General features: G+C 33.7%; 17 protein-coding genes and 1 pseudogene. 13 read left to right on the forward strand and 5 right to left on the reverse strand.

All coding sequences use genetic code 11. The features are described from left to right. The first annotated feature begins 49 nt into the window (after nt 1-49). A complete protein-coding gene (locus CD001_RS09785; RefSeq protein WP_096187372.1) occupies nt 50-868 on the forward strand; it encodes an inositol monophosphatase family protein in 819 nt (272 codons plus the stop codon). A 500-nt stretch (nt 869-1368) separates the two neighbouring features. Here CD001_RS09785 and CD001_RS09790 read toward each other — a convergent pair whose 3' ends face one another. Continuing rightward, on the reverse strand, nt 1369-2511 hold the full coding sequence (locus CD001_RS09790; protein ID WP_257009769.1) for a nucleoside recognition domain-containing protein: 1143 nt from the start codon (nt 2509-2511) through the stop codon (nt 1369-1371). Nucleotides 2512-2521: 10 nt separating this feature from the next. Then, nucleotides 2522-3640 (reverse strand): NAD(P)/FAD-dependent oxidoreductase, encoded by a 1119-nt coding sequence (locus CD001_RS09795; protein ID WP_096187374.1) that lies wholly within the window; start codon nt 3638-3640, stop codon nt 2522-2524. A 390-nt stretch (nt 3641-4030) separates the two neighbouring features. On the opposite strand from CD001_RS09795, the gene CD001_RS09805 reads away from it, so the two are divergent. From CD001_RS09805 to CD001_RS09815, 3 genes are all read left to right on the forward strand, one after another. Further along, complete coding sequence (locus CD001_RS09805; protein WP_096187377.1) at nt 4031-4417, forward strand: ACT domain-containing protein; 387 nt, start codon at nt 4031-4033, stop codon at nt 4415-4417. Between the two features lie 401 nt (nt 4418-4818). Then, entirely contained in the window at nt 4819-5577 is a 759-nt protein-coding gene (locus CD001_RS09810; protein WP_096187379.1) for a phosphotransferase family protein, read from the forward strand. 93 nt (nt 5578-5670) lie between these two features. After that, nucleotides 5671-6219: a GNAT family N-acetyltransferase gene (locus CD001_RS09815; protein ID WP_096187381.1), complete on the forward strand. Its 549-nt coding sequence runs from the start codon at nt 5671-5673 to the stop codon at nt 6217-6219. Nucleotides 6220-6597: 378 nt separating this feature from the next. Here the strand turns inward: CD001_RS09815 and CD001_RS09820 are convergent, their stop codons facing one another. Continuing rightward, a complete protein-coding gene (locus tag CD001_RS09820; RefSeq protein ID WP_096187383.1) occupies nt 6598-7524 on the reverse strand; it encodes a DMT family transporter in 927 nt (308 codons plus the stop codon). Nucleotides 7525-7656: 132 nt separating this feature from the next. Here CD001_RS09820 and CD001_RS09825 point away from each other — a divergent pair, with 132 nt between their 5' ends. Both CD001_RS09825 and CD001_RS09830 read left to right on the forward strand, forming a co-directional pair. Next, nucleotides 7657-8835, forward strand: a complete 1179-nt coding sequence (locus CD001_RS09825) for an ABC transporter substrate-binding protein (RefSeq protein ID WP_179298687.1) — start codon at nt 7657-7659, stop codon at nt 8833-8835. Nucleotides 8836-8845: 10 nt separating this feature from the next. Next, nucleotides 8846-9436, forward strand: coding sequence for a periplasmic substrate-binding domain-containing protein (locus CD001_RS09830; protein ID WP_142303570.1), 591 nt, complete (start codon nt 8846-8848; stop codon nt 9434-9436). Nucleotides 9437-9577: 141 nt separating this feature from the next. Here the strand turns inward: CD001_RS09830 and CD001_RS09835 are convergent, their stop codons facing one another. Then, nucleotides 9578-10039 carry a hypothetical protein gene (locus CD001_RS09835; protein WP_257009770.1) on the reverse strand — a complete coding sequence of 154 codons (462 nt, stop codon included), beginning with the start codon at nt 10037-10039 and terminating at the stop codon, nt 9578-9580. Nucleotides 10040-10460: 421 nt separating this feature from the next. On the opposite strand from CD001_RS09835, the gene CD001_RS09840 reads away from it, so the two are divergent. The 5 genes from CD001_RS09840 (at nt 10461) to CD001_RS09860 (ending at nt 14499) form a co-directional block, all read left to right on the forward strand. Continuing rightward, a complete protein-coding gene (locus CD001_RS09840) occupies nt 10461-11165 on the forward strand; it encodes a response regulator transcription factor (RefSeq protein WP_096187389.1) in 705 nt (234 codons plus the stop codon). Next, on the forward strand, nt 11165-12250 hold the full coding sequence (locus CD001_RS09845) for a sensor histidine kinase (RefSeq protein WP_096187391.1): 1086 nt from the start codon (nt 11165-11167) through the stop codon (nt 12248-12250). The genes CD001_RS09840 and CD001_RS09845 overlap by 1 nt, the downstream gene beginning before the upstream one ends. Nucleotides 12251-12322: 72 nt before the next feature. Then, entirely contained in the window at nt 12323-13054 is a 732-nt protein-coding gene (locus tag CD001_RS09850; RefSeq protein WP_096187393.1) for an ABC transporter ATP-binding protein, read from the forward strand. Next, on the forward strand, nt 13051-13752 hold the full coding sequence (locus CD001_RS09855) for an ABC transporter permease (RefSeq protein ID WP_096187395.1): 702 nt from the start codon (nt 13051-13053) through the stop codon (nt 13750-13752). The genes CD001_RS09850 and CD001_RS09855 overlap by 4 nt, the downstream gene beginning before the upstream one ends. 12 nt (nt 13753-13764) lie before the next feature. Further along, complete coding sequence (locus tag CD001_RS09860) at nt 13765-14499, forward strand: ABC transporter permease (RefSeq protein ID WP_179298688.1); 735 nt, start codon at nt 13765-13767, stop codon at nt 14497-14499. 129 nt (nt 14500-14628) lie between these two features. On the opposite strand, the gene CD001_RS09865 is transcribed toward CD001_RS09860, so the two are convergent. After that, nucleotides 14629-15960 carry a lanthionine synthetase C family protein gene (locus CD001_RS09865; RefSeq protein ID WP_096187399.1) on the reverse strand — a complete coding sequence of 444 codons (1332 nt, stop codon included), beginning with the start codon at nt 15958-15960 and terminating at the stop codon, nt 14629-14631. A 161-nt stretch (nt 15961-16121) separates the two neighbouring features. Between CD001_RS09865 and CD001_RS09870 the strand changes: the two genes are divergently transcribed. Further along, nucleotides 16122-16280, forward strand: a complete 159-nt coding sequence (locus CD001_RS09870; protein ID WP_096187401.1) for a gallidermin family lantibiotic — start codon at nt 16122-16124, stop codon at nt 16278-16280. Between the two features lie 530 nt (nt 16281-16810). Continuing rightward, nucleotides 16811-17023: pseudogene (locus CD001_RS27290) on the forward strand (winged helix-turn-helix domain-containing protein); the annotation flags it as partial. Nucleotides 17024-17026: the final 3 nt, after the last annotated feature.

Below are 17026 nucleotides of genomic sequence, written 5' to 3' on the forward strand. Positions count from 1 at the left end.
AGTAGTGCTGAAAATAGACTTTTAAAAAAAAGAAGACATGGAGGTATTTATGGAAGAAATATTAAATAAAGCTAAGACAGTAGCATGTAATGTCATTATAGAAGCGGGGAATATAGCAAAAGAAAGGTTTGATAACTTTACTAGTTTGGAAGAGAAAGGTGATTATGGAGATGTCATTACTGAAGTCGATCATTTAGCTGAAGATGTAATCTTGAAACAGTTAACTAGAGAATTTCCTGAGCATAAAATACATAGTGAAGAAGCTGGTGATAATGGATTGCAAAGTGACTGGCTATGGCAAGTAGACCCATTAGATGGAACGAATAATTTTGCCATTGGGCTCCCAGTGTTTTCCTCTTCTATTACACTTTTGTATAAACATGAGCCCGTTCTTGGCGTGATATATGAACCTATGGTTAATCGTTTATTTTTATCTAGTTTACATGGGGGAACATTTTGTAATGATAGAGTCATAAATATTAAAAAGAAGGATAACCCTAAAAGGTTTAATATTGCCTGGATACAAGGCCATAAAGTTCAAAATGAAGAGAACGCTGTAAGACTTAGGCAGTACATTGATTTAAATTGTAAGAGGATGATAAGACTTTGGGCCCCAACTTTACAATGGTGTATGCTTGCCAAAGGTAATATTGATGGAATTATACTTTATAACTCAGAAGGTGATGACTTATATTCTGGAATCCTCATGGTGAAAGAAGCCGGAGGAGTTGTCATAGACTTTCACGGAAATGACTTTACTGGTATGAACAACGAACCTTATCTAATTGCCTGTCATCCGGGAAATAAAGATTATTTTTTAAGCATGGTAAGTAATGGTTTAAACCTCTCCAAAGTGCCGGCACCGTAGTTAGCGATATCGTACACGTTTAGTATAACAAGTAAATTTCAAGGGGCTAGCACAAAAGTACAAACGAATTCGTCATTATTGGTTAAAATTTGGCCTCGGAATGGTTCTAAGAAAAGTTTAAACAATGCTATGCAATCTAGAGATAACATTCAGCAAATATTGGGTTAAGTTCAGCGAACGAGACGAAGTTACGATAAAAAGGCTGAAAGTTCAAAGATAAGTGAAAAATAAGACCAAAAAAAGAGGGAATGCTCAGTTTTTAGCATAAAGCCATGGTAATCACTGACCGTGCATTTTAAAAAATATACATAAAGAATGGACAACATTAAACAAAAAAGCTAGATATACGGAATGGAATAGGCCAGCCTAAAATGAAAAAAGGTGCGCTGGTTAGCACCTTTGTTTCTTCCCTTTTTGACGTCTCTATTAATCAGGAATATTTCAGTATCATCATTTTTCAATAATTGGATGCTTGATAGATTATTCATAAATTTGATCTATCAGCCTAGCAAATGCAAAAATCCCTTGAGTGAAAGTAACAAAACGGCAGTAAACAGGATTGATGTTGCTGCTTGTTTTGCTGTATGAGCAAATGCCTGCTTTATGCTAAACTCCCTTGCTATCGTCCAAATCGTAACAAGACATCCGGACAACGTAGAAGCGAGGAATATGAGGACGAATATCTCTGTTAGCGTGAATGTTGCGAGTAAAGCGCCGCTGCCTTCATTAAATAAAAGAATACCATCCTTTCTTAGTATGGAAAAAAAGACACCAAGCCCAGCCTCTTCGGGTAATGACAGTATGGAGATTAAAGGTTTAAATATTTGAGTGATCAGATAAATGATTTTCCATTCATCCAATAAAAATGCAATGAAACAAATGAATAAAAAGATTGGCATCGCCTGCTTAAAAAATTGACTGAGCATTCCAAACAATTGATTTTTTACATGCGTCAATGATGGTTTTCGGATTTTTCCTGGATTGGTGAATATCATTGGTATTGTTGGAGCTTCGTTGTACCAAACTCTTGTATGGATGGCACCAGCAACAAAGAGCAAGCTGATATATGGAATAAACAGCCAAGGCGCATTTGCAGCATTAAAGATTGATAACGTTGCCCCAATTTGATAGCTGCAGGCTGAACCAAATGATACCATTGATACACATTGCTTTCGTGTACAAGATTGACATGCTTTTGATTGCAGCACTGCAACAACATTGCAACCATATCCTGTTAAAACCGGGACGAAATCTGCACCTGAAAGACCAATTTTTCTCAGAAGAGGTTCAATCGTAAAGATCAATCTTTTCTGAATACCTGATTGTTCGGAGAGTGCAATGCTTAACCCAACAAAGACGACGACAGGAAAAGCCCATATAAACGAAAATGTCCCTAATGAGATCAAGCCGTAATCTCCAAGAAACAAAGAGTATAGAAAAGGTGGTGACGGAGCCAGTGCAGTTGAAATTGGGGAGATGAATACCGCATCTGCGATCGGGTCCAACGCCAGAGATACTTGATAGGCGATAAACACGGGAAGTCCATAAATAAGGAGAATGATAATAATCGCTGCTACTAGCTTGACCGGTGGCGGAAAAAGTGGAAGTTCCCGACAATTTGCAATCGAAGTATGTTTGCTCATGAAATTACTCCTAACAAATGCAACTATTGTCACAGCATGATAAATCATTTAAATACATGTGTGATTGGCGGTAAAATTCTAGCACACTTTCGTCGACGTTAAGTCCTAAACGATTACAGATTTCATTTGCAATGACAGCGAACCTTTGACGGTATTTATAAATAAAGCAGAAGATAACATCTTTGTGCTTTACTTGAGGACCAACTAAAAACAAACCATCAGAAATCGTCGATTCATCAATATCGGTCAGTTCAATGTCTCCATTATCATCCCAATAGAAATGCTCGAAAATTAACGTTAAGCTGCTCTTATATCCCGTAGCCATAATCGGTTTAGTAGAAGAGGTCAGGACTTCACCCGTTTTTAATTGAATGTAGAACTGATTGTCTTCCCGTATGATCTTCACAACCTCATGATTTTCAGCTAAGGTGAGCTCGCTTCTTTCTTCAATTGAGCATAAGCGGTCACTTGTAAACGGTGAAAGGGAAACGCTTGGATCTGGATCATCATTTGACCATGGAGCACCCTTTGCTAAAACGGTAGTATGATTACCGTTGTAAATAAGATGGTAGGCCGCATCAATACCGCTTTCGTATCCTCCAATAATGTAATAATGTTGTGGAGCGGGGAAATTGGACCACGCATCGACTTGGCTTGTATGAATACAATATTCACTTCCTTCGAAAGGATGAAGGTTAGGATACTGGAATTCTCCAGCTGCCCAAATGACGTATTTACTTTCGAAGGTACCTTTATTTGTCGAAATTGAAAATTGATGTTCTTCTTTTTCAACTTCATTTACTTCGACTCCTGTTTGTACCGGCAGTTTAAAGTGGTCAGAAATTCGCTGCAAGTAATCAGCATATTCTTTTCCGGTTAAGTGTTCGGAGGCGTAAGCGTATCCTGGTGATGTTGAAGGGACAATAGCATTTAAGTCAAGCTGGCCAAAGCCATGACCGGGAAAAGAAGGGGTTAGCAGTCTTGTTTCGGCTGGCCATCGTTTAAAAGTGCTTCCAACTTCATTTTTCTCAAGAATGGTAAAATTGTTTACACCTAATTGTTTGAGAATGGCTCCCATACCGACACCAGCTGGACCGGCCCCAACAATGATGATGTCAAATTGCTTCATGAATAAATTCCTCTTTTCAAGTGATTTTATGTGATTATTGTTCCTCCACAAATCGTAATGATTACGATTTAAATGTATTATAGTTGTATAGTCTTTTTTTGTCAAAGGAGAGGTAATTCCAAGTGTAATATTCTCTCCAAAAAGGTAACCTCATTTGTTCCAAAACTCGTCTTTTCTGCAATCGGTGTTCCAAGAGGGCGAGGGAATATAGATAGATTCTGTTTAACCATTTATCAATTATTTTTACAAGATTTACCCGGTTATTAACAGAATATTTATGCTAAAGTTTATAGAGAGATTTTGAAGAGTTGCACTAAGCATGATAGGTTTGTTTAACAAGGATTTGAAAGAATGAATGGTATAAAATTTTCTAAAAGGAGTGTTGGAAAAATGAAATTAAAAATTTTAGATTCAGTTTTTTCCGTTGTGAAATTTTCACCTACTGAAACAATACCATTGTGGGCAATGAACTCCGATGTATTTTCTATTACCCGAACAGATGAAGAACTGTCTATTGTGTGTCCTTCCGACTGTTTATCGATGAACGAAGTATTTAAGGATGTTGAAAATGATTGGAAATGTATTAAAGTAGAGGGAGTTTTAGACTTTAGCTTAACTGGAATATTAGCCTCATTAGCAAATCCATTAGCCGAAAATAAAATCAGTATCTTTGCTATTTCAACTTTTAATACGGATTACCTCCTTATTAAAAGCTATTCAATTGAAAAGGCAAAAGTCGTATTAGAGAATGAAGGTCACACTTTTAGCGATATTTAAAAAGACTTTATTGAATCATCGTGTGCTTATCTTAATAATTCCGGAGAAATGATAAAAGTCCACTTTCTTAATTTTAATGTTGAGAAATTGGACTTTTTATATTTATTTATAGTGCAAAATAGCGCTTAAAATAGGTGAAAAATAACTCCTGAAGTGACAAGAATCTCAATAAATAACAAATGATTTGAAAGAGTGCTAGACGCCTTGACACCATTTCCTAGGTGCCTGGCACTCTTTTACTTTAAGAGTTAGTAATAAGTTTTGTTTAAATATTAATCTTAAATTGGAAAATAGTGTTAAACTATAGAGGGGTGGAGAAATGATAATTTGAGATTCATAATAAGTGTAAACGTTTAAATTTTATAATGTAGAGTTAAACATATACTTAAGGAGAGAGAAACATGAATTTAGGCGAACCTATAGCTACCGGAAACACGGCCAAAATCTATCGATACGAAAACAAAGCCGTCAAGATCTTCAACGATTTTTTACCAGATAATGAAGCAACTAGAGAAGCACATAAACAAAAACTTGCCTCTTCATGTGGCCTTCCAGTACCAAAGGTTTTCGATGTCACGCAAATTAATGGTAGACAAGCAATTATAATGGAATTGGTCGAGGGAAGAACAATAGGGGATATTGTATTAGAAAACAAAGAAAAAAAAGAAGACTATATGAAGATTTCTATTGATATTCAACAAGAAATTCATAGGATTGTTCCGCGATCTCTTGAAACAATGACAGAAAAGTTAACCCGTCAAATTGAATCAGCTCATCATTTGGATAAAAAACAGAGAATCGCTTTACTTCAAAAAATGGAATCGATGACGTTTGAAGAGAGGCTCTGTCATGGAGATTATCATTTGTTTAATTTGATTATGTCAGAAGACAAAGAAAAAGTGACCATCATTGATTGGGTAGATTGCAGTGCTGGAGATATACGTGCAGATGTATACCGCACGTATTTATTGTATTCACAGTTTTCAGTAGAGTTAGCTCATATGTATTTGCGCCAGTATTGTGATCATAGCGGTTTGTCGAAAGAGGAAGTGTTTCAATGGGCGCCAATTATTGCGGGAGCTAGATTATCTGAAAATGTCTCATCAGAAAGCTCTAAGCGGCTTTTGGAGATCGTTCATGAGTTTTGTCCATCATCATGATAAAGTAAGTACCGTTTGCTAAATTAAAATAACATAACGTTGATTCGTCTTTTTGAGCGATTCTATCTCAAATGATGTAGGGGAGGATATGTCATGAAGTATGACAAACAAAATAAAACGATTACGACAAATAGGCTAGTTCTAAGGCTTTTTCAAAAATCAGATGCAGCAGCTGTAACGAAACTTTGTAATAACTACAATATTTATAAACATACGTTGTACCTACCTTATCCATACTCGATCGAGGATGCACTATCGTGGATTGTACATCATTCTGATCATTTTAACGCTGATAAATCGTATGAGTTTGCGATAACAGATAAGGAAAGTGGAGAATTATTTGGAGCGATAGCGCTATCTAACAACGAAACGTTTCAAAATGGCGAAATTGCTTATTGGATTGGTGAACAATTTTGGGGAAATGGATATGCTACTGAGGCAGCGCAAGCTATTATACAATTTGCATTTGATGAAAAGAACTACCATAAAGTATTTGCTCGTTACTTTCATTCCAATCCAGCATCAGGACGTGTGCTGCAAAAATTAGGCATGAAAAAAGAAGGAGTATTCCTTGACCACGTGAGAAAAGAAAACCGCTATGAAGATTTAGTTTATTACGGGATCATAGATGAGCGATCGTAAATGATTGATTGCCATTTTAGGCTTGATTAAATGTGTTTTAAATCGACTTGTGTATACTGACCTTGTTTATATTAGAGGATGTTGAAAAAGTCCGAGAAATATAGCTTTCGTATCTCTGCGTTGACTCGTTTCTCCGTTACTCACGTATGAACACCATACGCTCTATGACTCAAAGCATCGTCGCCTAGACAAAGCTTTGTCCCCTCCTCTACAAGCAAAGCTTTGTCGTGTATCCGTCAACCGGGCAAAACGTCATGTCCTGTGGAATGTCCGGCATTAGGATGTCCTGTCCGTCGAGATGACTCGTAAGACCAGATCTTCGGCTAAAACCCCCCTCGTCCTACGTGAACGCCAAAGTTACCAAATCCGTGTGGAAGCTCATAATGTGAAGCTTGTGTCTTTTTTTATCCTCCTTTCTGAATACTCACTATTGGTCTTTTTCTTCTTGTCCCCCATTGATAGCAGGAGTATTGAAGTTATCATTATTATTGCCCCTAAAGTATTCTTAATTGTTATCTCTATTGGGAAAAATGGAAAAGAAACAATTGCTAGCAATAATGGGCTAAAAGCTCTCGTTGCATTTGCAATAGAAAATCTTAAATATTTTAATGCCTCATATAACAATAGTGTTCCAAGAAATCCTCCTAAAAGTGTTGAAACTACTAAGTATCCAATTCCTTCAAATGAATAATTCCCATCAAAAAGTTCGCCGATTAATAATGAGTAAATCATGACAAATAGTAATGAAATACAATTATTTGTAAACATGATGGAGTTTGAACTCTTTTGGTTTGACATTGATTTTTTTATAAAAATGTTTGTTAAAGCAAAAAAGAATGTATATAAAAGAGCGAAAAAACTCCCCCATAAATTATTCGTGTAATCATCACCTGTTTCAACAAATAGAAATGCTCCGAGAATGGCTAAAGTGATAAAGGAAGTTTCTTTTCTAGTTAACTTTTCTTTGAGAATGATCACAGATAAAATGACAGCAAATACAGTATAGAACCTTCCTATAAAACCGATTTCCACTGGTGATAGCAAATCAATACTTAAAAATAGGAAAATGATACCAAGGGAATTAAAAACAGCTAATAGGATAATATTTTTCTCTAAATATAGTTTTACATAATTTTTCGTAAATAAACCTAATAAAAAACAGGCTGTTATGATTGTTAGCACATTGATAAGTGCAGCTTTTGCAGGGGAAATTTGCAGCAGTCCAAACTTCGATAATAACGGACCTATCGCTAACATGAAAACAGATAGCATATTAAAAAAATGTCCTTTTTGTATATCACTCATTATGATCACGTCCGATCATCATTTATTTCAGCTTTTAGTTTTGTAGTTACATGATTGATTATAGTTGTTAAAAGGAGAATAAAAAGTGTAAATTAGTATTAGTTATTACACCTTTTTTGAATGGGGGCCATCATGAGGTTAATTGAATATTACATTAGACTTTTTATTACTTATGCTGCAATCAAAACAGACTATCCAACCATCCTATCAAGGCAAACTATTAGCAATGAGCTAGAATGTTCAGAACGAAATGTTAATCATGTCCTAAGTAAAATGGAAGAAAACCATTGGATAAAGGTTATTCGTGGAAGGGGCAGAGGAAATAAGACTAAAATTACTTTTTTTAAGAAGCTTGAGGAAATGTTTGAGCTCTATGAGGAAATAAATCCGAAAACGGAAGATATTGAGCGTTTGATATCAATATTAGAGAATAATCATTTGATAAACAAAAATAATTTACTCGTAAGTATGTTGCTTAATAAGCTTTTTAGTACGAAAGATAAGTCGTTTTATAATGGACAAGACGAGAATGAATCCTTAAAAATACCCTATTATCGCTCTCTCTACTCTATGGACCCTGCACAAATCGAAAGGCAAACAGAAAGACATATCGTGAAACAAATATTTAATACGTTAGTAACATATAACGAAGAAAAAAGCGAAGTAGAGTCAAGTCTTGCTCATTACTGGGAGATGGATCATGATGGAAAAACATTCACATTTTATCTGAGAAAAGGAGTGACGTTTCATAATTCAAGAACGTTGATAGCCGAGGATGTCAAATTTACATTTGAAAGGTTGAAGCACACCCCATCTAAATGGATAGTTCAAAACTTAGCAACGATTACATGTATTGGGAAATACGTCATTCAATTTACATTTACTAAGCCTTCATTTCATTGGGTCCATCTTATTACGTCACCTAAATGTTCAATTATACCTTGTAATTATGCTAATAAGTCTATGGAAGAGTTTGCAAAGCATCCTATTGGGACTGGTCCTTATAAGATTCAGGAACATAGTATGAATTTTTTAAAGCTTTGGATTCATGATGGATATTTTCAAGAACGTGCTCATATTGAAGAGATCGCAATATACATACTCCCATCTATCGAAAAGTATTTGAATATAAATGATACTGATCAGGAACTGATTTTTTATATTCCATTTACGATTAAGAAAAATAATGATCCTCACCTTCAATATATAGAAAGAAAAAGATTATCTGTTAAGTATTTGATGTGGAATATGAAAAAACAAAAAAATACGAACAAAGAAGGATTTAAGAAAAATAATAGCAACAATCATTAATAAAGAAAGGATGGTAAATGATCTAGGGCATCCTAGATACGAACCTGCAAGTTCATTTATTAAACAATGTTCTTTTTCTAAGTGTGGTATGTATAATGAGAAAGTATCTACTGGAAACTTTAACGAACCACTAACCTTAATGACATATGATCTTCAACCACATATAGAGGATGCAAAATGGATACAGCAGGAATGTAAAAAACACGGAATTACAATTGAAATTAAACCTTTGCCGTTTTTGTCCTTTATAGATCAAATAAATGATGCTGATTTGGTTCTTTCAGAGTATGTCACCGAAGAAGCAGAAGAAGCTTCACTATATAACTTAGTTGAGTCTCAAACTGGAATCATAGATAACCTTATTGATTCAGAAAACAAATCAATCATACAAAGAGCACTGAATAACACTTTCCAGCAAGAAAAAATGCAAAATAGAATAGAAATGTTAAAAAAAGTGGATAGGTTATTAAACGAAGAGTGTATTTCGATACCTTTGTATTGGACTTTCCAAAAAGCTTTATATGACCAAAGCTTGATGGGAGTATCACTAAGTACAATTGGATTAGTCCCTTTTAAAAACTTGTTTTACAGAAAAACATAAGTTTAATGTTATTTGGCTTCAAACTTAACAAAAGGGTATTATGCTACCATCATATATAAATGATCCCCCTTAATAAAAGTCCAGTCACCCAATATTTTAAAAAAGTAAGTCATATTCGCTTAAAATTGTTGAAGATGTTAGTCAAATTCCATCCCTCTTAGGCTTCTCTAAAAATAATTGGTATCCGTATAGAAAGATTGAATAGATAAGATAGGTTATAAAAATGTAAATCGGTCTAAAGTTAATCAATTTAAAAAGCTTTAACTTTTGAAGGATCGTACATATCGGATAGGCAAGTAGAAAGTTCATTACTACATTTAACAATACATACAATCGAAATTTACCAAACGTGAAGTGGAATATCCATAAAGTACCGATAAAGAACGGTCCTAAAATGATGCTTAAATCAGTTGAAAGCTTCTCCTTCATTCCACCGTTTTCGACTACCCACAATTTTAAAGGGACTGAAATTAAGCTAGTGATTAATATTAAGCTTGCTGCAAAATTTGCAACAGGTAAATACTTTTTAAACGAGTTTTTCGGTAAATAAATAATCGATATCCATGATATAACGAGCATTGCGATTCGAGTGAATGTTGCCACGAAAAATCCTCCAATTTTCTATAAAATGACCTAATCCGAAAGGCTAAACGTTTTTTCATATGGTGTTGGAGATAGGGGCAAATTATGTAACCAATATCTACTATGTAGTTTGATTGAACGTCATGATCATGGTGGGGGTCAATCATATGTATCGTCTGAAAAATGTTGAGATACATGAGTAAACGCGTTTTCATAACAATCATAAAAATTGGTCTGTTTGGAAAAAAATGTGTTACTATCGATAGTGATACATTTTTTAATTGATGTTCATTGTTCAAGCTGATTGTTCAATTGTTAGCCTTTCAAAAAATAAAGTAATTGAAGGATAAGCATGTACCGTCGTTGTCCGACAAGCAATGATACATCTTTTATATCTGTGCCTTTACTATTATTCATAAATATAACCTTGGGGGTGAGGTGGTTGGGTAAATCAACCATTTTGTTAGTGGACGATGAACAAGGGCTTTTAGATTTACTGACCTTTACATTAAGAAAGTTTGATATCCATGATGTTTTAACAGCTACTACAGCGAAAGGTGCTTTAAAACTGCTTGAAAAATATGAAGTATCTTTAATTGTTTTAGATATTATGCTGCCTGATGGGGACGGTTTTGAGATCTGTAAGGAAATTAGATCTTTTACATCGGCTCCTATTTTATTTTTGACTGCAAAAAACCAGGATATAGATAAAATTAATGGGTTTAACCTTGGCGCAGATGATTATATTACTAAACCATTTAACCCTACTGAAGTTGTTGCTAGGATCCAAGTTCATTTAAGAAGGTATCAAATGATAGATAATGTATCTAAGTCCATATACGATTTTGGCTATTTTAAACTGAATAAGAGAAGTGGACAACTATTTGTCCAAAATAAGGAAGTAACGTGCGCTCCTATGGAATTTCTACTGTTAACTTTTTTTTGTGAGCATATAAACTTTATTTTTACAGCGAGTGATTTATATGAAAAGGTTTGGTTGCCATATCAACATGGGGATGAAAAAACAGTCGTTATACATATTTCAAGGTTAAGAAAAAAAATCGAACCTAATCCTAAAAAACCACAGTTTCTTATCAATGTTCGAGGGTTAGGCTATAAATTAGTTAAACCAGAGGCGAAGCTGTAATGAACATTTTTTATCGCTCAATTATATTTTCGTTCCTTTTTATTCTATCAGTGTTTTTTTTAGTAAGTTTAAGTGTAGTGTTAATCGTTGTTTTCTTAATTTTGATGATGGAAATATTCCCCTTTTTAAATAATATTGATATAAAAATTTATTACTTCTTCGTTTTGCTGTTTGTCTTACTGTTATTCAGTTATATGATGGGGTGGCTTATTGGTAAGCCATCCTTAGCTATTATTGAGTGGTTAAAAGGCTTATCGGAAGGGAATTTCGAAATAAACTTTTATCTTGAAAAATTTTCTTTTCTTTGGAATAAGAAGAATAATTTAAAAGTCTATTACTTTCCATTTAAAGGGATTTTATTATTTTTAAATGAGTTAACGATCTCTCTTCAACAACATCAATATCAAATTGAAAAATCGAGTAATTTAAAGGAACAATGGATAGCTGGTGTATCACATGATATTAAAACTCCTCTTTCGTATATAAAAGGTTATCTTGATATTATGTCTAGCGATGATTTAGAAATGACATATCATGAAAGAAAGCAAGCCATTCATATTTTAAAGCAGAAAGTGAATGATATTGAAGGATTAATGAATATGTTTCAGGTTAAACAAAGTCAAGATATTATACAAAAGGTTAAAAGTGACCTAGTAAGTTTTTTAAAAGAGCTTATTTTAGATGTTGCGAACAACCCAAAATCATCTCAATATACTTTTACTTTTGAGTCTAGAGCTTCTACTTATCACTACTATTTTGATCAGAAAATGATAAAACGGATTATGCAAAACCTTTTAATGAATGCCGTCTTACATAATCCGCCTGAAACGAAAGTAGTTGTTAAATTAGAGATTACAAAACAAGTGAATATTAAAGTCATTGATAATGGAACTGGAATCGACCCTTCTATTATTCAACATGTGTACACACAGCAGTCTAAAAAAAGAGTTAACACTTCTGAAAAAGAAGGGCTTGGTTTAGTTGTAGTAAAAGAGCTTGTCGAGAAGCACCAAGGGAGCTTACATATTGATACAAATCCAAATAAAGGTACGATCGTTACTATTGAGCTTCATAAAAGTGGATAAAGTTGTTTACCTTCTGTTTACTTCTCTCATATATAGTGATGTTAAGAATAAAAGTAAGAAGGTGAACAGAAAATGAATGAGTACGTATTAGAAACGAATCATTTAACGAAAGTTTATGGCAATCAAACGTCTGTGGATAAGGTCGATTTAAAAGTACCTTATGGTTCTGTATATGGTTTTTTAGGGCCAAACGGTGCTGGAAAAACGACGACAATTAAAATGATCCTTGGACTAGTCAAACCTAATGATGGAGATATCAATATATTTGGATCTCCTTTTTTGAAAAATCGTATTGACATTCTTAAACAGGTAGGTTCATTAGTTGAATCACCATCATATTATGGTCACTTATCTGGCTATAAAAATTTAAAGATTTTTTCTACTCTCTTTGGCTTGTCCGAATCAAATATTAATGAAGCATTGGAATTAGTTCGTTTAAAAGAGGCAGCCAATAAAGCTGTTAAAAAATATTCATTAGGGATGAAGCAAAGACTAGCTATTGCAATAGCAATACTCCATCGTCCTAAGTTACTTATTCTAGATGAGCCAACGAATGGATTAGATCCTTCTGGAATTCAGGAAATGCGTCAACTAATTAAGGATATGCCTAAAAAATATGGAATGACAGTGCTAGTTTCGAGCCATTTGTTATATGAAATTGAACAAATAGCAGATCAAGTAGGGATTATCAGTGAAGGGAAATTAATTTATCAGGGTTCGTTAGAATTACTTCAAGAGAAAAGTCCAAAACAATCACTAGAAAATATCTTCTTAGAAATGACTGGTTCAAGGAGTAGTCTATGATAAATCTTATTAATATGGAGTTTTTGAAGATAAGAAGGTTCTGTATTTTATTGCCGGCTTTAGCAGCGATCTTCCTTCTTTTTATGACAGGAGGATTATGGTTTTTAAATTACCGTGGTGGTCCTGGAGGTTTATTTTCTGCATTTTCGGTAATGTATTTCTTTCTTACATTAACACTTATGCTAAGTACAACCATTTTAGCGAGTATTATTGCTTTTAATGAACATGAAACGAAAACGTGGAGTCTAGTTTGTACTCTTCCAATATCAAAAATAAAAATTTACATAAGTAAATTTTCCATCGTTAGCTTATTAATTTTATTTGAGGTTGTATTAATTGTTGCTGGGACATCTATCATTTGGATGTTCATTGCAAATGAACCTATTCCTTGGGATATCGTGATAAAACAACCTTTATATTGTTTTTTTGCTTCGATTGCGTTTATTAGTATCCAAACGTGGCTTTCTACCTTTTTTCAAAATCAGTCTATTCCGATCGGATTTGGGGTGTTAGGCTCTATATCAAGTCTTTTTTTAGCAAGATCTGACTTTTCCTATTTTCATTATTTACCATGGAGTTATCCTGCTTTGTCCACCCCGTTAATAGCAGATCATTTGCAATGGGTAATCATGGGGATTACGACAGGAGTTGTTTTACTGATTATAGGGTCCCTACATTTTAATAAATTAGAATGGTAGAGGAGGATTTTTTTGAAAAAATTAGTTTCCGTTGAATTGATAAAAATACAGTGGCTTTTAATTATCGTACTAATATCTTTTGATCTTTTAGTAAATATTTCACTAGGGATCAGTGATTTGGATATGTTGACAGAATATTATGAACCTGTATGGTCAAATTATTTTATGTATGTGTTAAATCTTCATGCAATGTTTTTATACCCGCTATTTTCGGGTGTTATTGCAGCTTTAATTTGTTCTTATGAGCATAAGTCAGGTGGTTGGAAACAATTATTTACTTTACCTTATTCACGCACGAAAATGTACGTGGCCAAATTTATCGTATTGATCTCAATATTGGCTTTAATACAACTTTTCTTTTTTGGAACAGCTGTAACTGCTGGGGGCATCGTTGGTGTTGAAGGGACTATTAGTTGGTCGTTTGTCTTTCAAAGCGCTTTATTTGGTTGGATAAGTATTTTTCCATTGGCAGCCATTCAATTATGGTTTTCGACAAAGTTTAAAAACTTCGGTATAGCGTTTAGCATCAATTTGATCTTTGTACTACCTAACATTATCTTTTCTGGTATTCATTCGATGTATGGAATGTGGTTCCCATTTATTTTACCATTTTATGCGATGATGCCTCAGGGGACACCTTTTGCACCAAGAGTGGATGAAATCAGTTTATATTTGCTAATAGCGATAAGTTTTTTCTTGTTTCTATTTTTAGGGAATCGATCCTTTAAAAAAAGAGAATTTAGCTAATTTTTTATCGGAATGGTTAGGTATGAATGGTTAAATACATATCATCTCAGGATGATATGTATTTAACCATAAAATAGTGATTGATATTAATGGAGAAATAGTAAGGGATTGCTCGTAAAAATATAGATATTAGTTAAGGAGAAAGCAACGGTCCCATTTTAAGCATTTATAGTCTAAAGACGACAGTAGAGTAAGGGCAATACCAGGAGATCCTTCAAGTAGACCACCTTTGTTTACAACTATTTTTGTTCCTTTCTCGGTGGGCTCAATATCTTGGAACCCGAATGGTAAATCTGAGTTATATAATTCAAGTATTTTATTAACTAATTTATGAATTGACATTTTAAAAGGTATGCGTTGGGTATCTGCGTACATTGCAAGTAAGATTTGAAGTAACCCCGCATAACCATGACATAATATTGGTGAATCAATATTCCATAAATAATCAGGTCTAGTTAAAGTGCTTTCCAATGCATCTGTTGATAGTTTTTGCAATTTTTCGTCTCTTAAAGCTTTACCTGCTAAGAACAATGATCTTGAGACACCGGGAGTTCCATAACACCAAACTTCTCTTCCGCGTCTAGTGTTGTATTCTGAAAATTCGGCTTCGTATGGGACGACATGAGGCCAAAAAATGCCATATTGATCTTTAGACATATGTTTTAACAACCATTCAGCTATAGTATTTATTGCTTCTTTTTGCCCTTTTATCTCAATGCCGTTTATTAATGCTAATGACAAAATGCTTAAGGGTCCTGTAATACCGTGAGAGAGACCGATATTAAAATTTCCAAATGGAAAGTTCTCTTTGTCACTGTCTAAGAAAAGGTTTTCTTTTGGTATGTACCACCCTGGAACCCATTTGTTATTTATCTTTATAGGTTGGGTCAATACTAATAAATAATTTAAACATTTTATCAAAGAGTTTTGAAATTTTTCTTTTCCTAGTAAATAACTTGCAATACCGGAAATACCTTGAATGACATCAAAGGAACTAGAATGAGCACCTTTTTGTTGATTTAGTATCTTACATTCTAAGTCTACTCTTTTATCTATTTCATTAATGATATGATGGTCAACATTTGATAAGAAATTTTGATATCTCTCTCCATTTCTGGATGCAAGTTCTATAGAGTGGGCAATTCCTGTCCATCCGCTAAACAAAGAGATGTCACCAACACCTTCTTTTTCAATGCTCTTACCTAGCATGATAACTTGGTTATGAACCTCGAGATCCCAGCCTGAATCGGGATAAAGCTTGTCCATAAAGCTAAATAGTATAATCGATCCTGGATAACCATGAGATAGAGAAATACCATGCCAAGGATTTGTATCATTTAAAGTCGTTTTATTGTCTGAAGCATATATGATGGATCTTATATACCTATCATTTTTAAAAACGTCGGCAATTTTCTCTGTAACTGATTTAACTGTGTTATGACTATTTTGAACATTTCTCATTAAATGTGTCCTCCCTAGTTCTTTTTCAAGTACTAGTTAAAGTATCATAAAGGGTTTACAATGATCCTTAAAAAAATCTAAATTTTTTTTAAGATTATATTAAGGATTAAAAAATGGAAAAAATGTATTATTATTACATAACTTAAGAGAGGAGGAAAATTATGGCACAGAAAAATGATTTTGATCTAGATGTACAAGTTCAGAACATTCAATCTAGTGAATCTGACGTTGCTCCTTTAACTGGTGGAATTTGTACGCCTTCATGCTTAACTGGTACATTAAATTGTAGAGTAAGTCTTACATTTTGTAGAACATGCTAAAGACAGACTAGGGCACAGTAACACTGTGCCCCCTCTATTTTGTTTTTGAAGTTAAACATTCCTTAGTACATAAATAAAATAGTTGAGCGTTACACCACAAAAGCTTTCCCTTTACTATAAATAAAAGAAGTAGGAAGGAGAAAACGATGAAGTGTATTATCCTTGTTTCAACTAGTGAGTTATTTGAAAAAATGACAATAGAAGTGTTTTCACCAATAGTTAAGGTTATTACGATCTCTAATTTTTCTACCTTAAACAAAGAAGTGTTGAATAATTGTATTGGTATTATCATTGATGTTTCATCTACAAAATTATTACAAATGGATTTATTAGCCATTGAACAGCAAAATGTATATGTAGTTTTGTGTAAATCAACTAACCAATTATTAAACCTATCAAATAGTTTTATAGGCCAATTATCAGGTTATAAAGAGGAACATGAACAGGTAGTTAAATTATCTGGTGGAAATATCATCATCGATCTTTTAAATAATCAAATTATAAATGATAAGAAATCCTACTATATTACTCAAACAGAAAACAAATTATTACGTTACTTATTAGAGAACAAAAATACTGTTTGTTGTACTGAGTCGATTTTAGCTAATGTCTGGGGAGACGATAACTTTTCAACTTCAAGTACTGTATATGTGTATATACGGAAGTTAAGAGAAAAAATAGAGGGGGACCCTAGTAATCCAGAGTATATAATTACACATTACGGATATGGGTATGAACTCCAGTGG

Source organism: Evansella halocellulosilytica, from assembly GCF_002335745.1.
GTDB lineage: Bacteria > Bacillota > Bacilli > Bacillales > Salisediminibacteriaceae > Bacillus_CA > Bacillus_CA halocellulosilytica.